Source organism: Neobacillus phoenicis (genome assembly GCF_047302305.1).
Taxonomy (GTDB): Bacteria; Bacillota; Bacilli; order Bacillales; family Cytobacillaceae; genus Neobacillus.
In genome coordinates this window covers 4,831,868-4,849,886 of record NZ_CP154847.1, presented here as the reverse complement: position 1 = coordinate 4,849,886, position 18,019 = coordinate 4,831,868, and the positions used below count along the sequence as shown (strand labels likewise).

The 18,019-nt window shown below is 37.7% G+C and carries 14 protein-coding genes; 9 read left to right on the top strand and 5 right to left on the bottom strand.

The features are described from left to right. Nucleotides 1–192: 192 nt before the first annotated feature. The gene (locus tag AA0X95_RS24795; RefSeq protein ID WP_413302810.1) at nucleotides 193–2,109 is read right to left on the bottom strand and encodes a heavy metal translocating P-type ATPase; all 1,917 of its coding nucleotides are present in this window, start codon (nucleotides 2,107–2,109) and stop codon (nucleotides 193–195) included. Nucleotides 2,110–2,297: 188 nt separating this feature from the next. Then, nucleotides 2,298–3,476 (bottom strand): MFS transporter, encoded by a 1,179-nt coding sequence (locus AA0X95_RS24790; protein ID WP_413302807.1) that lies wholly within the window; start codon nucleotides 3,474–3,476, stop codon nucleotides 2,298–2,300. A gap of 192 nt (nucleotides 3,477–3,668) precedes the next feature. Between AA0X95_RS24790 and cax the strand changes: the two genes are divergently transcribed. The 9 genes from cax to rlmD all read left to right on the top strand — a co-directional run bounded on the left by cax (nucleotide 3,669) and on the right by rlmD (nucleotide 13,106). Continuing rightward, the gene (cax, locus tag AA0X95_RS24785; RefSeq protein WP_413310233.1) at nucleotides 3,669–4,715 is read left to right on the top strand and encodes a calcium/proton exchanger; all 1,047 of its coding nucleotides are present in this window, start codon (nucleotides 3,669–3,671) and stop codon (nucleotides 4,713–4,715) included. Between the two features lie 373 nt (nucleotides 4,716–5,088). After that, entirely contained in the window at nucleotides 5,089–5,706 is a 618-nt protein-coding gene (locus AA0X95_RS24780) for a YczE/YyaS/YitT family protein (RefSeq protein WP_413302804.1), read from the top strand. Nucleotides 5,707–5,833: 127 nt separating this feature from the next. After that, on the top strand, nucleotides 5,834–6,595 hold the full coding sequence (locus tag AA0X95_RS24775) for a YfkD family protein (RefSeq protein ID WP_413310230.1): 762 nt from the start codon (nucleotides 5,834–5,836) through the stop codon (nucleotides 6,593–6,595). Nucleotides 6,596–6,750: 155 nt separating this feature from the next. Then, on the top strand, nucleotides 6,751–6,948 hold the full coding sequence (locus tag AA0X95_RS24770) for an SE1561 family protein (protein WP_308080863.1): 198 nt from the start codon (nucleotides 6,751–6,753) through the stop codon (nucleotides 6,946–6,948). Nucleotides 6,949–7,120: 172 nt separating this feature from the next. Next, nucleotides 7,121–8,674 (top strand): fumarate hydratase, encoded by a 1,554-nt coding sequence (locus AA0X95_RS24765; RefSeq protein WP_413302801.1) that lies wholly within the window; start codon nucleotides 7,121–7,123, stop codon nucleotides 8,672–8,674. A gap of 301 nt (nucleotides 8,675–8,975) precedes the next feature. After that, on the top strand, nucleotides 8,976–9,941 hold the full coding sequence (locus AA0X95_RS24760; RefSeq protein ID WP_413302798.1) for a nuclease-related domain-containing protein: 966 nt from the start codon (nucleotides 8,976–8,978) through the stop codon (nucleotides 9,939–9,941). 52 nt (nucleotides 9,942–9,993) lie between these two features. Continuing rightward, nucleotides 9,994–10,755, top strand: a complete 762-nt coding sequence (pdaA, locus tag AA0X95_RS24755; RefSeq protein ID WP_413302795.1) for a delta-lactam-biosynthetic de-N-acetylase — start codon at nucleotides 9,994–9,996, stop codon at nucleotides 10,753–10,755. A 95-nt stretch (nucleotides 10,756–10,850) separates the two neighbouring features. After that, entirely contained in the window at nucleotides 10,851–11,711 is an 861-nt protein-coding gene (locus AA0X95_RS24750) for a DNA-3-methyladenine glycosylase family protein (protein ID WP_413302792.1), read from the top strand. A 12-nt stretch (nucleotides 11,712–11,723) separates the two neighbouring features. Continuing rightward, nucleotides 11,724–13,106 carry a 23S rRNA (uracil(1939)-C(5))-methyltransferase RlmD gene (gene rlmD, locus AA0X95_RS24745; protein WP_413302789.1) on the top strand — a complete coding sequence of 461 codons (1,383 nt, stop codon included), beginning with the start codon at nucleotides 11,724–11,726 and terminating at the stop codon, nucleotides 13,104–13,106. 623 nt (nucleotides 13,107–13,729) lie between these two features. Here rlmD and AA0X95_RS24740 read toward each other — a convergent pair. The 3 genes from AA0X95_RS24740 to AA0X95_RS24730 are packed head-to-tail and all read right to left on the bottom strand — an operon-like array spanning nucleotide 13,730 to nucleotide 17,543. Next, complete coding sequence (locus AA0X95_RS24740; RefSeq protein ID WP_413302786.1) at nucleotides 13,730–15,712, bottom strand: AAA family ATPase; 1,983 nt, start codon at nucleotides 15,710–15,712, stop codon at nucleotides 13,730–13,732. Further along, nucleotides 15,709–16,272 (bottom strand): hypothetical protein, encoded by a 564-nt coding sequence (locus tag AA0X95_RS24735; protein ID WP_413302783.1) that lies wholly within the window; start codon nucleotides 16,270–16,272, stop codon nucleotides 15,709–15,711. The genes AA0X95_RS24740 and AA0X95_RS24735 overlap by 4 nt, the downstream gene beginning before the upstream one ends. Beyond that, nucleotides 16,245–17,543: a dsDNA nuclease domain-containing protein gene (locus tag AA0X95_RS24730; RefSeq protein WP_413302780.1), complete on the bottom strand. Its 1,299-nt coding sequence runs from the start codon at nucleotides 17,541–17,543 to the stop codon at nucleotides 16,245–16,247. The genes AA0X95_RS24735 and AA0X95_RS24730 overlap by 28 nt, the downstream gene beginning before the upstream one ends. Nucleotides 17,544–18,019: the final 476 nt, after the last annotated feature.

The window sequence follows — 18,019 nt, the reverse complement described above, 5'->3', positions numbered from 1 at the left end:
AAGGAAGGACAACCCCATAGTAAGGGAGGGTAAAAGCGATGACCAAACATACGAAAAAAGATGGCGGCACAAAGCAAAAAGGCAAGGGTAGTAAAGGAAATAAAACATCTGGATCAGCCAATGGTTCGAATGGCTACCACTAATGAAAGAAAGGAGGGTGACTCCCGAGTCAACCTCCTTTACCTTTGCCTCCTAAGATTTTAACAATCTTAAGCTGTTCAATATAACCAGGATGGTGCTTCCCTCGTGGCCGATGACACCAAATGGCAGGTCGAGAACCTGGAAAAAATTCGATGAAATCAGGAGCATGATAACAGAAATCGAGAACACAACGTTTTGTTTAATAATTCTGTTCATCCGCTGCGATAAATTGACGGCCTCGGCTATTCTTGGCAAGTCATTTTTCATCAAAACAATATCTGCTGTTTCTAGGGCCACATCCGTACCTTCCCCCATGGCAATTCCGACATTGGCAATGGCCAAAGCAGGGGCATCATTGATTCCATCCCCAACCATCGCTACTGTAGTGTACTTCGATTTTAAAGCTTTAAGATGCTCCACTTTTTCCTCTGGTAGGCATTCTGCAAACACTTCATCAACATGACTCTCAGCCGCAATCGCTCGAGCTGTTTTTTCACTGTCACCGGTAAGCATAACAGTACGGATTCCTTGTTTCTTTAGATGGTCGATTGCAACCTTTGTTTCTTCACGAACAACGTCCTTTAAGGCAATCAACGCGCTAAGCTCTCCATTAATTTCGATAAACACAAGTGTGTTTCCTTGACTAGCAAGTTCTTTTGCTTTTCCACCTGAGAACCTGTCGACCGCTTCTTTCCCGACAAAAGCGGCCTTACCAATTTTCCATTGTTCGCCCTTGATTTCCGCCTTTACGCCCCAGCCGGGAACATCTTCGAGGCTGTCTGGATGAAAAAGTTCTTTCTGGGTGTTATGCTTCACGAATTTTACAATCGCTTGTGCCAAAGGATGATTGGAATGGCTTTCGATAGAGGCAGCCTTCCAAATCAAACTTTCTTTATCTAATCCCTCTTTTACGATGACCTCTGTTACTTCTGGTTTTCCTTTCGTAAGTGTCCCTGTTTTATCAAAAGCAATTGCTCCTAAATGACCTAGATTTTCTAGGTGGACACCGCCTTTAACTAAAATTCCATGTTTGGCTCCGTTAGAAATAGCGGATAGGGTAGCAGGCATAATTGATGCAACTAACGCACAAGGAGAAGCGACAACCAATAGGATCATAGCCCGATAGAACGATTCATGCCAGCTCCAACCAAGTAAAAAATGGGGAACAAAAAACATGGCCAAAACAACAAGCAAGACAACCTTTACATAAGCTCCTTCGAAGCGTTCAATGAAAAGCTGAGAAGGAGATTTTTCACTTTGGGCTGATTGAACAAGCTGTATTATTTTTTGAAACAATGTATCATTGCTTGATTTTGTTACTTCAACAGTAATTGAGCCTGTCATATTTACTGTTCCTGCAAAGACTTCTGTTAGTTCTCCCTTGGAAACAGGCATGGATTCACCCGTAATTGCCGCTTCATCAATATTGGTTTGTCCTTTGATAATCATTCCGTCAGAAGGGACACGCTCACCGGGCTTGATTAGAATGTGATCGCCAACAGCAAGTTCTGAAACAGGGACTCGTTTTTCATAGCCATTTGATATCAAGAGGGCTTCTTCTGGCTGAAGCTCCATTAAAGAAGAGATTTCTTTGTGGCTCTTATTCATTGTGTAGGTCTCAAGGGCACCACTTACTGCAAAAATAAAGATGAGGATAGCCCCTTCTGTCCAATAGCCGATGATAGCTGATCCAACGGCAGCAAAAATCATCAGCATTTCTACGTTTAATTCTTTATCCTCAAAGGTTGCCTCGATCCCTTCTTTGGCTTTTGCGAAGCCGCCTATAACAAATGCCAACAGATAGGCAACGATGGAATCAGCCCCTTGCCCGTATTGATCAAGAAGCCAGCCGGCCGCTATCAATACCCCGCTGAGGCCAGCGGCAATTAGTTCTGCATGTGGTTTGATCTTTTCTAAAAAGCTCGGTTCCTGAATTCCCTTGCTTAATGACTTTGCTTCTGAACTCATCTGTTTCTCCCTCCTTAAATTCTCTTTGTCCATAGTTTTTTTCCAATTGAGAAGAATAATCAAACTCATTACCCCTAAAAAACACGAAAGCTGTCATCAATGGATGACAGCGAAAATTCTTACTTCTATTTGATTTAATCTTACCATACATTCTATTCAATGAATATCAACTTGCTTCATATAAATCCTTATGAATTTTGTTGTTCAACCAGTAGATATGATTTTTTGCCAAAAGAAAAGATGATAACTGATAAAACTAAAAGCATTGTACTAATAATGTAAAAGAAACTTACATCTTGCAGGTATTTAATAAATAAACCTCCGATGATGGGTCCCATTAAACTGCCTAGACTGAAGAAAATACCGCATAATAAGTTTCCTGTCGGAAGTAGTTCTTTAGGTACCAAGTCGGTCATATAACTTATGCCGAGAGAGAAGGTCGACCCAACAACCATTCCAGAAATAAGAAAGGTAACTGAAAGTCCGATAGTGGAATGCTCCATAAAACTCGCAGCGGTAAAACTGAAAAAGCCTAGGAAAAGCACTGTAATTAAAATATTTCTCCGACCGTATTGATCACTTAACATGCCTAACGGTAGCTGGGTAATAATACTTCCAATGGCAAAGGCAGATAAAACGATGGAGACACTAGAAACATCAATATTCATTCTTAAAGCATAAACAGGAAAGCTGCCATTTAATGATGATTCCAAAAATCCATAAGAAAAGGGAGGTAAGAAGGCCACCCAACCATACTTTAAGGCTTTTCTAAATTGCTTAATTGTTCCTAGAAAAGAGTTAATCGCTACTTCTTGTTCAGGTAGTTCATTTTTTAAAAGAAAAACAAATCCCCAGCCAATTAAGCATAGAATGGAAGATGCAATAAATGGTAAGGCTTCATTGACATTCACTAACGGTGTCATTAATGGTCCAGTGGCAAAGCCAATTCCAAAAAATAAGCCGTATAATGAGATATTTCTCCCTCGTCTTTCAGGTGGTGAGAACGAAGTAATCCAGGTCTGAGTGGCGAAATGGAGGGAGTGATCCCCTATACCAATCAATAATCTTAAAACAAACCAAAACCAAAAGGTCTTCCATAAAGGGAATAATGCTAATGATAGAAAGACAAGTGCGCCACCGAAAATAATAACCGGTTTATACCCATATTTTCTTAGGGGCCATTCCATAAACGGAGAGACCAGTAAAATTCCGATATAAAGTGCTGTAGCATTGAAACCGTTTAATGAAGGAGAAACCCCACTTTTTTCAAAAATAACGGCAATCAGCGGCAAAAGCATACCTTGAGAAAAACCAGAAATGGCCACGATACTGACCAATATCCAAAACCGTAAATACATTTTATTCATGATACTTTCTCCAGTTTCCGAATTTCAAATTGTTTAAATTGTTCCTAAATAATGGTAACGAGAAAAATCAAGATTTGCAAGAGAAAAAGGAATTGAATTTTTTTATGTTTTAAAGGAAAATTTAGGGGAAAATAGAAAAAACATATATAATAGTTGAAAATAATATTTGGAGGTAACGTAGTGACGAACAAAATCTTTATGCTCATGACATTCATTGGTGTTCCATTATCCATTATAGGAACGCTGATGCATTGGTCATATATTGTTTTATTTATAGTGTACTGTTTAACTATTATTGCGCTAGCAAGCTATATGGGGAGAGCAACAGAAAGTTTGGCTATCGTAGCGGGGCCGCGGATTGGCGGGTTGTTAAATGCCACCTTCGGAAATGCAGTTGAGCTGATTATTTCGATATTCGCCTTGAAGGCGGGACTTGTGGGAGTGGTTCTTGCTTCATTAACTGGATCTGTATTAGGAAATTTACTACTTGTCGCAGGGCTTTCCTTTTTTATTGGCGGCATAAAATTCAAACGTCAGCAATTTAATGTGTATGATGCCCGCCATAATTCTGGTCTACTTATGTTTGCTGTGATTATTGCCTTTGTTATTCCTGAGGTTTTTGCCATGAACATGAATGAGACAAAAACTCTTTCATTAAGTATTGGAATTTCCGTTATTTTGATACTTCTCTATCTGGCTGCCTTATTTTTTAAACTGGTAACGCACCGTGGCGTGTATCAGTCAAATAATGAGCATGCAGCACATGAGGAAGAAGAGCCGGAATGGAGCAAAGGAAAAGCGATTGCTATCCTAGCGATTGCGACCGTTGCGGTTGGATATATATCTGAACATCTTGTACATACCTTTGAATATGTAGGCGATACCTTCGGCTGGTCCGAATTGTTTATCGGGGTCATTATCGTAGCGATTGTAGGGAATGCGGCAGAACACGCATCTGCGATTGTTATGGCTTATAAAAATAAAATGGACATAGCAGTTGAAATTGCGATCGGTTCCACTTTGCAAGTGGCCATGTTTGTTTTACCAGTACTCGTTTTGGTCTCATTGTTCTTTGATTCCACCATGCCGCTTTTATTTAGCTGGCAGGAATTAATCGCCATGGTTTCTTCGGTCCTATTAATGGTCGTTATCTCCAACGACGGAGAATCGAACTGGTTTGAAGGATTAACATTGCTAGCAGCCTATGTCATCATGGGCATTGGGTTTTATCTACTCTAACAAAACTGAAAGAGACTCTAAGCTAACTGGCCTAGAGTCTCTTTTTTTCACTTTTTTAAAATGTACGAAGTAATTTTAAATGGCTATGCTATAATAAAACAGCATGATTTCTAGGGTTCAAAAATCAATCGTATTTCTTTGGGACCATCAACCACCAACCTTCATGTTTAGTTATAGACAATAAAAACACGAGTGTTGAATTTCATATAAGACGGGAATCCCAACCTCCTTAGTCAATTAAGTATAAGTAGTCGATTGATTACTGCCCTCCTTTTTTAAAGGTTAAGTTTATTATAAATCCAAGTTAGAATTTTGTAAATAATCAGATTATTACATTTACATTACTTTTTTACCAATGTTAAAGGAGAAACCGATGAAATTTTTTATCAGGCTATTATTTTTTATTTTTGGCTTAGTCATTATGACTTTTGGTGTATGTATGACTATTAAGGTAGCGGAAATTGGGGTAGGTGCATGGGATGCACTGAATGTAGCCTTAACAGAGAAGATAGGGTTATCAGTAGGGAAATGGGTCATGATTGATGGGGCTATTTTAGTTATTGTCAATTCCTTACTATTAAAGAGAAGACCGGCAATCCTTTCACTTTTTACAATTATAGTGATTGGGTCTTTAGTTGATTTTTGGCTGATGACGTTCTTTGAATTATTTGAAGTACATGGATTTATTGCAAAACTAGCGATGCTCTTGGTAGGAATTTTAATTATCGGATTTGGTGCGGCGATTTATATTCAGGCGAAATTTCCGCAGAGTCCAATTGATAACTTTATGTTAGCCATAAAGGAACGTTTTCGTGTGAATTTAATGATGGCAAAAACCATCGGTGAGATTACCGCATTAATTCCCGCCTTCTTATTACACGGACCGATTTCATATGGAACAATTATTATTACATTTACAGTAGGCCCGGCTATTCAGCTGTTTTTTCCTTTTTTTGAAAAATTAATGGTTCGGCTGCAGGCGAAATATTGAAATTAATTGCTTGAATGGATAATATTTATGAACTCCGAAAAAACTAATATCAGACATGGTAATGCTATTAGTGAAAGGAGTTTAACTCGTGAAGAGAAATGTATCGATTCTGATGACACTGCTATTAATGCTAACCTTTATTCCATCTGCTTTCGCTCAAAAAGCACAGGACCAGGTGAAGTATCAAGTTCCAGCCTCGGTTCGAAATATCACGAAGGAAAATACGTATCCGAATTCAACACAGGACTTACCTTTATTGCAGCCGAGTGAATTAACAAAAAAACTAATCAACTCTTCTAAAGTAAAGATTCAAAATCCAGATTTAATTCGTATGCTCAATGAGTCAAGTATCAACAGCACTCCGTTTGCACTTGGATACCGAGCCATTATTTATCTCGGACAATGGCCATTAAACTATGAGTCAACGGAGACCTCTCCGAATTGGGAGTACCAAAAAATTAACACCAATTATTTTGATAACCGTGGCGGAAAAGTGCCATACCAAATTAAGTATGTGCAAGAGGCTCAAAAAATCGTTAGAGGTGGCCTGACTGCCAAAATTGCTAATCCTGAAGATGTGAAAAAGATGATGCTGTTAAAGGCGATGGAAAAGACGCGTCTTCCATTGGCCTTTGAGACGATCATCGGTGCTGGAACCAAAAATGATCATATTTACAATATCCCGCCAAACCGCTTAGGTTACCTTTATGCGTATGCACCTGGGGTAAATGAAAAAGGTAAAGTGACTTACGGTGAAGTGTATTTGATGCTTAAGGGCAGTAAAAAGTTTATTGTTGTTAAGAACGTGACATCACAAGGAATTGGCGCTTGGATTCCTGTTCAAGATTATGTATCATTTGGGTTTGCTGCTTCTGAGCGTCCACGATGACTTTGAGAGATGACTCCTGCTTAATGGTTGCAGGGGTCTTTTTTGCAGGTGGATGGTGAGTTTCTTTTCTAAAAGTTGGGTAAAATAAGGATAACTATTGCCAACAACCGTCTATTTACGATAGGATGAAACGGAACACGAAAGGAGCGAGCAGCTTGGGCAGTCCATTACAAGATAAAAACACACAAGTTACTTTTTTAAAACAGCGTTTAAATATGTTTATCGATGTGCTTGATGCAATTGATCCGGAAGATACGGATCTTGAGGATATTGATCGTTTAATCTCTATGTTGGATGATATGGAGTCTAAATGTAAGGAATTTAATAATCGCGATATTCCAGAGTCTGTTTAATAAGCAGGCTCTTTTTATTTGAGGAGGGGAGAGAATTTCCTCATAATGGAATGAATTCGTTTGCAAGCAAATCCTTTAATTCACGTGAGTATAGGAGTATAATGGTAACGTGAAAAAGTTATAAAATTGAAAATAGATACATTTTGGGAACAGAGGGAAAGGGGTACTCGAATTGAATATCGAAAAATTTCAAGAAAGCATGTACAAGCTAATCGTTGAAACGTCTACAAAGCTTCCTAAGGATGTCCGCCGGGCTGTAAAAAAAGCCAAGGAACTTGAAAATGCCGGTACAAGTGCGGCAATGAGCCTTGCTACCATCACGAACAACATCAAAATGGCAGACGATCAAGTATCACCTATTTGCCAGGATACAGGTTTACCAACGTTCAAAATTAAAACTCCTGTTGGTGTAAACCAATTAGTGATGAAAGAAGCAATTAAGAATGCGATTGTCCTTGCGACGAAAGAAGGAAAGCTTCGCCCTAACTCTGTTGACTCATTAACTGGTGAAAACAGTGGAGATAACCTAGGTGCAGGCCTTCCGGTTATGAAATTTGACCAATGGGAAAAGGATTATATCGATGTCCGCTTGATTTTAAAAGGCGGCGGTTGTGAAAATAAAAATATTCAATATAGCCTTCCATGTGAATTAGATGGACTTGGCCGCGCGGGCCGAGACCTTGATGGTATTCGTAAGTGTGTTATGCACTCCGTTTACCAGGCTCAAGGACAAGGATGCAGCGCTGGTTTTATCGGCGTAGGTATCGGTGGGGACCGTTCATCTGGCTATGATTTAGCGAAAGAACAGTTATTCCGATCTGTTGATGACGTGAATCCAAATGAAGATCTTCGTAAGCTTGAAGAGTATGTTATGGAAAATGCGAACAAGCTTGGAATCGGCACAATGGGCTTCGGTGGGGAAGCTACCTTGTTAGGCTGTAAAGTTGGCGTAATGAACCGTATTCCTGCAAGCTTCTATGTGTCTGTTGCTTATAACTGCTGGGCATTCCGCCGTTTAGGCGTAAGTGTGGATCCTATGACAGGTGAAATCACAGAATGGGCATACCAAGATGGTGAGTTCATTGATTTCGCAGAGGGTGAGGCAGCGAAGGAAACGGCTGCTGCATCGGCTGGCGATTCTGAACGTGTTATCACGTTGCAGGCACCAATTACGGAGGAACAAATCCGTGAGTTGAAAGTCGGCGATGTGGTCAAAATTAACGGATTAATATACACAGGCCGTGACGCGATCCACAAATATTTAAGCGATCACGACGCACCAGTTGATTTAAATGGGCAAGTTATTTACCACTGTGGTCCGGTTATGTTGAAGGACGAAGCTGGTCAGTGGCACGTTAAGGCGGCTGGGCCAACAACAAGTATTCGTGAGGAGCCATATCAAGGTGACATCATGAAGAAGTTCGGAATCCGCGCCGTAATCGGTAAGGGCGGTATGGGACCGAAAACGTTGGCTGCGTTGAAGGAGCACGGCGGGGTGTACTTGAACGCAATCGGCGGTGCGGCTCAGTATTATGCTGACTGTATCAAGGGCGTTGAAGGCGTGGATTTAATGCAATTCGGTATTCCTGAAGCGATGTGGCATCTTCGCGTTGAAGGGTTCACTGCCGTTGTAACGATGGATTCTCACGGTAACAGCTTACACGCTGATGTGGATAAGTCTTCATTGGAAAAATTGGCGCAGTTTAAGGAGCCGGTTTTTAAATAGGATTGTGTGGATTTGATTTTGTTTGGGGGTTGGGCACTTGTGTGCTTGGCCTTTTTTTTTGCTTGAGGTTGAATTTGTAGAATTATCCTAAAAGTGTGTAGAAAAGTTGTGGATATGTGTAGAATTATTGATTAGTCGTGTAGAAAAAATCCAAAATCGTGTAGAATTCTAATGAATTTGTGTAGAATTCCCTCTAAAACGTGTAGAAAAAACAAAAGAGTCTTAAAATGTTCAATTTTAGACCTAGGTTTTTATAGCTCCAAGAAGAATTTAAACTATAAAAGATAAAGGAGGAATTTTTTTGTTTGAATTAGACTTAGTTAAGCCCATTATTTTACAACAACATGAAGCAATATTGAACAGATTATCGGAAAATCTTGTAATAAGATCAGAAATCGAAGAAAAAAGGATTATTCTAAGCTCAGGTTACAGAGGAGAAAAGACACTTAAGTACTATTTAAGCTTGTTACCCCCAAAGCAATATCATATTTTTCAAGGCCTTCGCCTTCCAATTGGGGATACATTCTTCCAAATGGATGCAGTGCTCTTTTCCACTAAATTAGGATTTATAATTGAAGGGAAGAATTTTTCAGGAGACATTCTTATTGAAAAACATCAATTAACTCAAACCTTCAATGAAACAGTTAAAATCTACTCCAATCCCCTCGATCAAGTTAACCGACATAAAATCCTACTTAATAATTTCTTTGATAAACACCAAATACCACTTACTCCCATTGAAAACTTAGTTTCTTTCACAAATCAATCAGCGAGTTTACAAATCACCCAAGGTTACAATGAAGCTCAAAAAAGAATATGTAAAGCTGATAACTTATTAATGAAAATAATTGAACATAGTAAAGGATATAAACAGGATTGCATAGACCAGAAAACAATAAGTAGAATGAAGAAATTACTGCTAAATAAACATACTCCGCTTAGAATAGATATAATACAGACATATGGTATTAATAAAAATAATATTATTACAGGTGTCCGATGTCCTATATGTCTCTTTACCCCAATGGATTATAAAGGACGACATTGGGAATGTCCGTCGTGTAAAATTTTATCGAAAGATGCGCACCTCAAAGACATTAAAGAATATTTCCTGATTTTTGGTCCCACCATTACAAACCTTGAATTACGTGAATTTCTACATCTCCCCTCAACAAGAGCAGCAACCTATTTGTTCTCCTTTTTACATTTCCCATACATAGGCACCACAAAAGGCCGTATCTACCACCAACCCAAAGATTTCCTATAATCTTTTTCCCAATAAAACAAACACTAAAAAAAACAAAATAGGGGGAACATGGATGAAAAGATTTATTGGTCTGCTGATTGCGGGGTTACTAATCCTTCCGCAAATGTCATATGCAGCCGTCTCCAATCAACCCATTCATTGGGGCTTTAAAAAATCTGTCAATGAGCAGCCGCCAGAAGCGGGTGCCGCCTACGATCAGATATTGGCTAAATACGGGGCGTTTTACAAAGGAAACCCTAACGCCAAAATCCTATATCTTACTTTTGATAGCGGGTACGAGAACGGTCAAATGCCGAAAATTCTTGATGTATTAAAAAAAGAAAAAGTACCAGCTGCCTTTTTTGTCACCGGGCATTTTTTAGAATCTCAGCAGGAACTGTCCAAACGTATAGTAAAAGAAGGCCATATCATTGGAAATCACTCCTGGCATCATCCTGATTTTACGGCTGTTAGTGACGAACGAGTTCGTGAAGAATTGGCAAAAGTAAAGAAAAGAACAACAGAAATCACCGGACAAAAAAAGATGAAATATCTTCGTCCACCACGTGGGGTTTTCAGTGAAAGAACCTTACAGATCGCCAAAGAAGAAGGGTACACTCATGTTTTTTGGTCGCTTGCGTTTGTTGATTGGAATGTCAATCAACAGAGGGGCTGGCAATATGCCTATGACAACATTATGAGACAGGCTCATCCCGGCTGCGTGATGCTGCTGCATTCCATTTCACAGGATAACGCAGATGCGCTTGAAAAAGCGATTAAGGATTTGAAAAAGAGAGGCTATAAATTCAAGAGCCTTGATGAGTTTAAAGAATAATCGACTAACCGAATTTCCAAAGAAATTCGGTTTTTCCCTTTTCAATATTTTTCGTGCTATAATACGGGGAAAATACTAAAGGATGGAATCGGCCCGTGTGGAGAGAAGAGATTCATTTCGAAGATCCTTATAATTTCGATAGTGTGCTAAAGAGGCATAAACCAGATCCATTGAAACAGGTAGATATAGATGCACGGTCGATCAGAGTACCAGTGGTTATTGGCAACCACTCACAGGTTATTGATGTGACGGCAATTGGTTCTGTCAATCAGCCTGCATTTACCGTAAAAGGACAAACGGATAAAGAAGCTGTCATACAACATATATCCGAACTTTTTCAATGGAACATATCCTTAAAACCAATCCATAATCATTTTCAACAAACCGACCTTAAGGAAATCTTCGACACATACATTGGCACACCGCTCGTTCTTGATTTCGGTCTCTTTGATAGCCTCATCAAGTGTATTATCCACCAGCAGATTAATATGACGTTTGCCTATCGATTAACGGAGCGCTTTGTTAAAACATATGGCTATGAGATTGACGGTGTTTGGTTTTTTCCTCCACCTGAAAAAGTAGCTAGCCTTACTGTAGAACAACTACGTGAGCTCCAATTCAGCGGTAGAAAAGCGGAATACATGATTCAAATTGCGAAGGAAATCATCGAAAAGGGTCTGGACTTACAGGCTCTCAAAATGTTAACTGACGAAGAAATTTTTCATAAATTAACGCAAATTCGTGGGGTTGGCAGGTGGACAGTCGAGAATTTCCTATTGTTTGGTCTGGGGAGGCCTAATCTTTTCCCGATGGCTGACATAGGCATTCAAAATGCACTGAAGAAATTGTACAAGTTGGAGACAAAGCCAACTTTTGAAGAAATGGAACACTATAAACAAGGCTGGGAGCCTTATCTAAGCTACGCTTCTTTGTATTTATGGAGAAGCCTTGAATAATGGAGTGAATATATGAAAACCGAGCAAAGTATAAAAATTCAACCGAAGCAGACGTTCCCGTTAACAATCAAAAGACTAGGGATTAATGGAGAAGGCGTCGGCTATTTTAAAAAGCAAGTCGTGTTTGTACCTGGAGCACTTCCGGGTGAAGAGGTAGTCGTTGAGGCGACGAAAATCAATCCTAAATTCGCTGAGGCAAAAATAAAGAAAATCCGTATCCAATCACCGCATCGTGTACAAGCGCCATGCCCGTTTTATGAGCAATGTGGAGGCTGTCAGCTGCAGCATTTACAGTATAGTCAGCAATTAAAAGAAAAACGCGACATCATCATTCAATCACTGGAACGACATACGAAACTAGCAGTCAACAAGCTGGATATTCGTGAAACGATCGGAATGGAAAATCCATGGGGCTACCGGAATAAAAGCAGTTTTCAAGTAGCTCAGAAAAATGGCAAGGTGTTAGCCGGATTATATGGCATGAATTCGCACCAGCTCATTGATATCGAACATTGTGCGGTTCAGCATTCGCAAACAAACGAAGCGGTCTCTAAGGTAAAATCAATCCTAGAGGACCTGCAAATTCCTATTTATAATGAAAAAACAGGTAAGGGAATTGTTAGAACAATTGTTGCCCGTGTAGGAGTAGAAACGGGAGAGCTACAAGTTGTCCTGATTACTACACAAAAAGAACTGCCGAAAACGGAGTTAATAATAGAAGAAATTCAAAAAAGACTTCCAAAGGTAAAATCGATTGTCCAAAACATCAACGGTGAAAAAACGTCGCTGATTTTTGGAGAGGAAACCCTTGCGCTAGCTGGTGAAGAGTTTATCCAAGAGACACTAGGGGACCTGCAGTTTGAGCTGTCGGCAAGAACGTTCTTTCAATTAAATCCGATTCAAACCGTTAAACTTTACGACGAGGTTAAAAAGGCAGCAGCTCTTACAGGTAAAGAAAAGATTGTTGATGCGTATTGTGGTGTAGGTACAATCGGATTATGGCTGGCGGATCAGGCGGCAGAAGTGCGCGGCATGGACGTAATTCCAGAATCGATTGATGACGCAAAGAAAAACGCCAAGCGTCACGGATTCACCAATACAAAATACGTTCCGGGTAAAGCGGAAGAAGTCCTACCAAAGTGGGTGAAAAAGGGCTGGAAGCCAGACGTCATCGTGGTCGATCCACCAAGAACGGGCCTAGACAACCAGCTACTTCAAACCATTTTGCAAGTAAAGCCGGAAAAGTTGATCTATGTTTCTTGCAACCCGTCCACTTTGGCGAAAGATATACAAACGTTAAGTTCGAAGTATGAGGTTAAATATATTCAGCCTGTGGATATGTTTCCGCATACCTCGCATGTGGAGTGCGTGTCGCATATGGTTTTAAAAGTGTAGCCAACGAATAAAAACGTTCACGACACAATAAACATTTTCCCTCACCATCCAACAGTGAGAATAAAAAATGTGCATCCAAGTGAGCGGAAAATGCCCGACAAGCCCGACCTATCCGCATTCGTGAAAAAATAGCCGATGAAAAAGTTTATTTTAACCCGATAAAAAACGTGAAAAAAAGCGTGAAAAAAGCCCGAAAAAACGTGAGTTTTTGAAGTGGAAAAGGGTGGAAAGCGGGAGAAAAGGAAAATCTTTATTATCACAGCGAACGGTGGAATGCGGGAGGAAAAGGGAAGAAGGGAACGTTTATTTTATCACTGAACAAAAAGAAGCAGCAGACCCCAAATAGAGATTATGCTGCGACTCTACTGACGAAAATAAATGAGCTGAATTCATATAAAAGTAATTAGGAAAATATGCTCCTTTCTTAGGCTTGTAGGACAGAGTGTCGTACAAGCTACTAACAGTTATGAAAAGTTTGAAAAAATGGGAATTTATTTCTATTATCTTTTTGTTGCTTTCAGTACAGTAATGGGCGACATCAAAATATCAAATAGCAAATAGCAAAAGATAAAAGGTAGAAGAATATTTTCATTCCTCTACCATTTTATTTTAGTTCAAAATGATTAGTGTCCTTTATAATATGGTATTAATGGCGGATACATAGGGTCATCAGGAGTCATATGTTTTGTTAATGTACCGACCTTTTTAGAAAGCTTTACTGGAATAGGATAGTATTCCTTATCTACAACAATAAATTGTAAATCTTTCAACTCATTTTCTACTAACTTATAAAGAAAAGTATAAAAGCCTTTAAAAATGTCTTCATTTTCTCGTTCACTAATATTTTTCATTGGTGTATCAATCATAAGGAAAGTTGGAAGAGGTATTTTCCTTTGTTTTGCTAAACGGTGTATTGCTAGAGCAAAGCAACATTTAAAAATTGTCTTTTTACCTCCACTCCCCAGATTGGAAAACTGCATTTCAAATACATCATCATCTTTTTCACGATAAATTTTTGGAATGAAGTCATTTGTGCTGATAGATACTATATCATTTTGGTTAACACCTGGGAGCCCTACTTCGACTAAATTCTCGAGGAATAATGATTTAAGCTCTTCAAGGTTAGTATTGTCCTTTTCTGCTTTTTCTCGTGCTTCCTTTAGTTCCCGTTTCAAGCGTTCTTCATCAACTGATAAATTATCTGCCTTATCTTGTAACTCCTGTACTTGATTTGTTAATGGGAGTAATTTATGTAAGGCTACCTTTTCAGCTTTAAGTTCACCTAATGTGCGTTCATAATCTTTTGCTTTTGCTAAATAAATTGAATCATAAGTAGATTGTAATTCTATTAGATCTTCATCAATTACTTGTTTTTCTTCTTTAATTCTATGTAATTCTTTTACCATGGCATCCCTCTGTCGGTTAAGTCGAGTAATAGAATCTTGTAATTCATTATATCTTGATGTTAAGTCAGTTTTTATTACTTCTATGTTATTACTTTCAAAATGGTTTTGATCATCAAATGGAATCTTACATAAAGAGCAATGTTTATTATTAGGGACTCTATTTATTAATTCACGTTCACATTGCGGGCAAGAAGAAAATGATAAAGCCTTTAGGGTGTTCCTAGCAATTAACGATCGATTAACTTTCATCTTAGCTGAAGCAAATTCCCCTAAAAGCCTTTTCCTTTGTGCAATTTGTACCTCAATATCATAAACTGACGTATTAAGTTCATCTAGAAGAATTGCATAGGATCTTGCTTCTTCTTTTAATTTGTCTACTGGATGAGTAGTATTTTCTTGTTGTATTTCTTGGTTGATATTATTAATATTATTTTTTATCTGATTAATATTCTTATCAATATCCTCAATTCTTTCAAAGATTGTAGAAGTCTCTCCTATCTGGTTCTCCTCTAAAAACATATGTAGTTGTTTTGCAGTTGAATAAAGAGTTGACTTTTCATTGCGAACCTCAAGTAGCTCATTTTCTAGTAAAGCAACACTTTCTTGATGAAAACCGAGGATTAACCTCATTACATCCCGACTTTTTAATCTTTTAAAATTGTTTGCTTCCCTTTCCAAATGAAACAAAGAACTATCAATCTCGTCCTGATTAAGGTAGCAGTACCACATTAAATCTCTAAAACTCAAACGGATAAGTTCTGTATTCTCAGTCCTTTTGCTCTTCCTAACAAGGGGAGGTTGGAATCCACCTAAATAAAATAACAGATCCGTTAATAGTATTATGTTAGTGTTAGGTACTAAAGGTTGAGCGTTTTCCTGCTTATATATTGGTGCAATTACGTTTAGTACCTCTTGCTTTTGAAGGTCAGTCCACTCAACTTGTACTTGATTTGAACCCTTTTCTCGAAAAAGAATAACTTGATTATTGCCTAATACTAGCTTTAATTCAGCATTAATGAATTCTTGTTGGAGAGCAGGCGTAACAATAAGTTCATTCCCTAAACAATAATCAATTAATTGTAATATGGTCGATTTACCAGCACCCATTTTTCCATAAAAATAAGTAATATTATTTGCGAACGGAATTTTTATTATTTCTTTTCTACAAGTAAGCGTTAAGTTTTCTATTTTCAAATTCATATTTTTATTTCCTCTCCCTGTTTCATCGTAACCATTTCAGGAAACACTTCATAAAAAAAATTAATAAGTTTCTTTGAAGAATATGAACCAAAATTTTTTTTTATTAGTCCACTCCTTATTACATAATCTTGAAATTCAGAACAACTAGAAATGTCCTCTACTGTTTTATGACCAATTTGAGAAATGACGACATTAACTGTATTTCCACTGATAATATAAGTAATTAAGCCTTTAGTTTCGAGAATTGTTAGGAATCTCCGATACCTACTATCCCATGGCCCATAATTGAAATGCATTAAATTTGTCTCTACACTTACTCTTTCATATACTTTTATATCTATTTTAAGTATATCCATTTCCTTTTTTAGCTTCATTAGCGCTCTTTCTAAGGCTACTGGATAACGTAGGAGAAAATCCAATTTTACTAACTTATTTATCCCATCAATAGTTTGCTTCTGGTTTCTGCCCGCCATTTTATCAATCAAGATAAGAATCCTAATTATATTTAATTCATCATTCTCATCGAGTCTAATTATTCTTTCGAGTAATGATTGATCCATGCTTTTTTCCAACCTCCTGTTGGCTCTTCGCTAAAAGCAACCTTGCATTCATTTGTAAGTATTCCGACTAAGCCCTTGAGGATTTCATAAGGTGTTTGATAGACATCATGATGACGATTTTCAACTATTTTTTCCAATCTGTCTTCAATATCGTGAAGCATTATTACACCATATGGTGACCCCTTTAATTTGCTCCTAGATTTTGATTCAATAGCTTGGTTTTTTACAATCGTACGAATTTGGTCTAATTGTTCTAATGTTTCATTAGGATTTTTTGTTTTATAATAATTCTTTAAGATATAGGTCTCTGAAGATGCCCTTAAATCATCCATGATTTCAATACTATCGTCTTCAATTAGCCCACATTGCATTTTAAAAAACATAAGGTCCGATGTAGATAAATCGATTTTGATAGGAGGCCCTTTCCTTGAACTGAGAAACAAGTTTTTTGTAAGCGGCTCAGTTATTAATTTGTTAATACTTTTTATAGAAATCCTTTTAGTATTTATATACACTTTATCAAGTAGCTGCTCGTTACCATCTACAAAGGCAATATAATCTTGAAGCGGATTTTCAACCCTTTTAGATGAAGAAAAATAAATATGACTAACAATAGAATCAAGGATGAGTTTTAATTTAGGTAAAGGTGTTTGTAAGCATTCATCCATTTTACCTAAATGATCAGTTAAAATTTTTGATTCTATATCTTCAATACTAGGACCTTGTTGAATTTCGATCATGGATAAGACACTAATGACATCATGCTCATTTGATTTACTTTTTTCACATAGCCATTTAAAAAATTTCTCTAATGTACCTGGTTTAAAGGGATCTTGTGTTTTTTTAGTTTTTGCCTGATTTATTAGATTATTTAAACTTTTCCCTGTCCCATCGTTTCTCGTTGGACAATTAGATACAAAAATAAATTTCTTAAATGAATCCGGAAAATCGTTATTTAGTTTAATGAACCTTAATAGGCTTTTCGTTACTGACTCTTCCTCCAATTCAAATGGCCCGTCTGATATTTGCTTTGTCTTTATTTGTATTCCTTCAAATTTCCCATCATTACGAACACCTAGAATGTCTTCATGGTGTTCACATAGTAATTCTTTATAAGCTATTTTTCCTGAAGTCATTTGAATAGCAATAAGTGCAGTATATGTATGCTGGTATCTAAATCTTCTCTGTACTTCATCACCTGGATCAGTACTAGAAAGAACTTCATCGGGTGATACCGACTTTTTATTTACTTGAGGTGTTTCATCGCTCATCGACTATCCTCCTACAGTTCTATAGAAGTAATTTATTTCCAAAGTAATTACATTCAACAAAATTTTACAAATACCTTTAATAAAAAGGGAATACAGGTATTGCTTTAGAATTGTAAGACCTATAACCTATTTATGGTTGTATGGATAAAATAATTGATTTGGATTTCTATTTTTATATTAATTTAAAGTAATCATGAAGTAAGAGATATTAATTAGCGGGAAAAGTTAAATTTGCATGGATTTTGTAAGAATACATTGAACTTGTTTGGAGATACTTTCGAAAGGTCTATTCTGCAGAAGCAAAATTTATTAGATGGTGCTGAGGAATGGTTGGTGGATGGAGTATTTGCGGAGTACCTGTAGGAGCTAAAATTGTATAGGTGTCGGTGCAGGATAAATCCATAAGAGAATAGCACTTCATGCACAGAGAGATATCCTATAAGCTATTAACCCCAAAAAAACTTAATAAAGAGTTT

Excerpts from the sequence above, each read along its gene's own strand:
- AA0X95_RS24795 (WP_413302810.1), bottom strand. The coding sequence starts at position 2,109 with ATGAGTTCAGAAGCAAAGTCATTAAGCAAGGGAATTCAGGAACCGAGC.
- AA0X95_RS24790 (WP_413302807.1), bottom strand. The coding sequence starts at position 3,476 with ATGAATAAAATGTATTTACGGTTTTGGATATTGGTCAGTATCGTGGCC.
- AA0X95_RS24780 (WP_413302804.1), top strand. The coding sequence starts at position 5,089 with ATGAAATTTTTTATCAGGCTATTATTTTTTATTTTTGGCTTAGTCATT.
- AA0X95_RS24775 (WP_413310230.1), top strand. The coding sequence starts at position 5,834 with ATGCTAACCTTTATTCCATCTGCTTTCGCTCAAAAAGCACAGGACCAG.
- pdaA (WP_413302795.1), top strand. The coding sequence starts at position 9,994 with ATGAAAAGATTTATTGGTCTGCTGATTGCGGGGTTACTAATCCTTCCG.
- rlmD (WP_413302789.1), top strand. The coding sequence starts at position 11,724 with ATGAAAACCGAGCAAAGTATAAAAATTCAACCGAAGCAGACGTTCCCG.
- AA0X95_RS24740 (WP_413302786.1), bottom strand. The coding sequence starts at position 15,712 with ATGAATTTGAAAATAGAAAACTTAACGCTTACTTGTAGAAAAGAAATA.
- AA0X95_RS24735 (WP_413302783.1), bottom strand. The coding sequence starts at position 16,272 with ATGGATCAATCATTACTCGAAAGAATAATTAGACTCGATGAGAATGAT.
- AA0X95_RS24730 (WP_413302780.1), bottom strand. The coding sequence starts at position 17,543 with ATGAGCGATGAAACACCTCAAGTAAATAAAAAGTCGGTATCACCCGAT.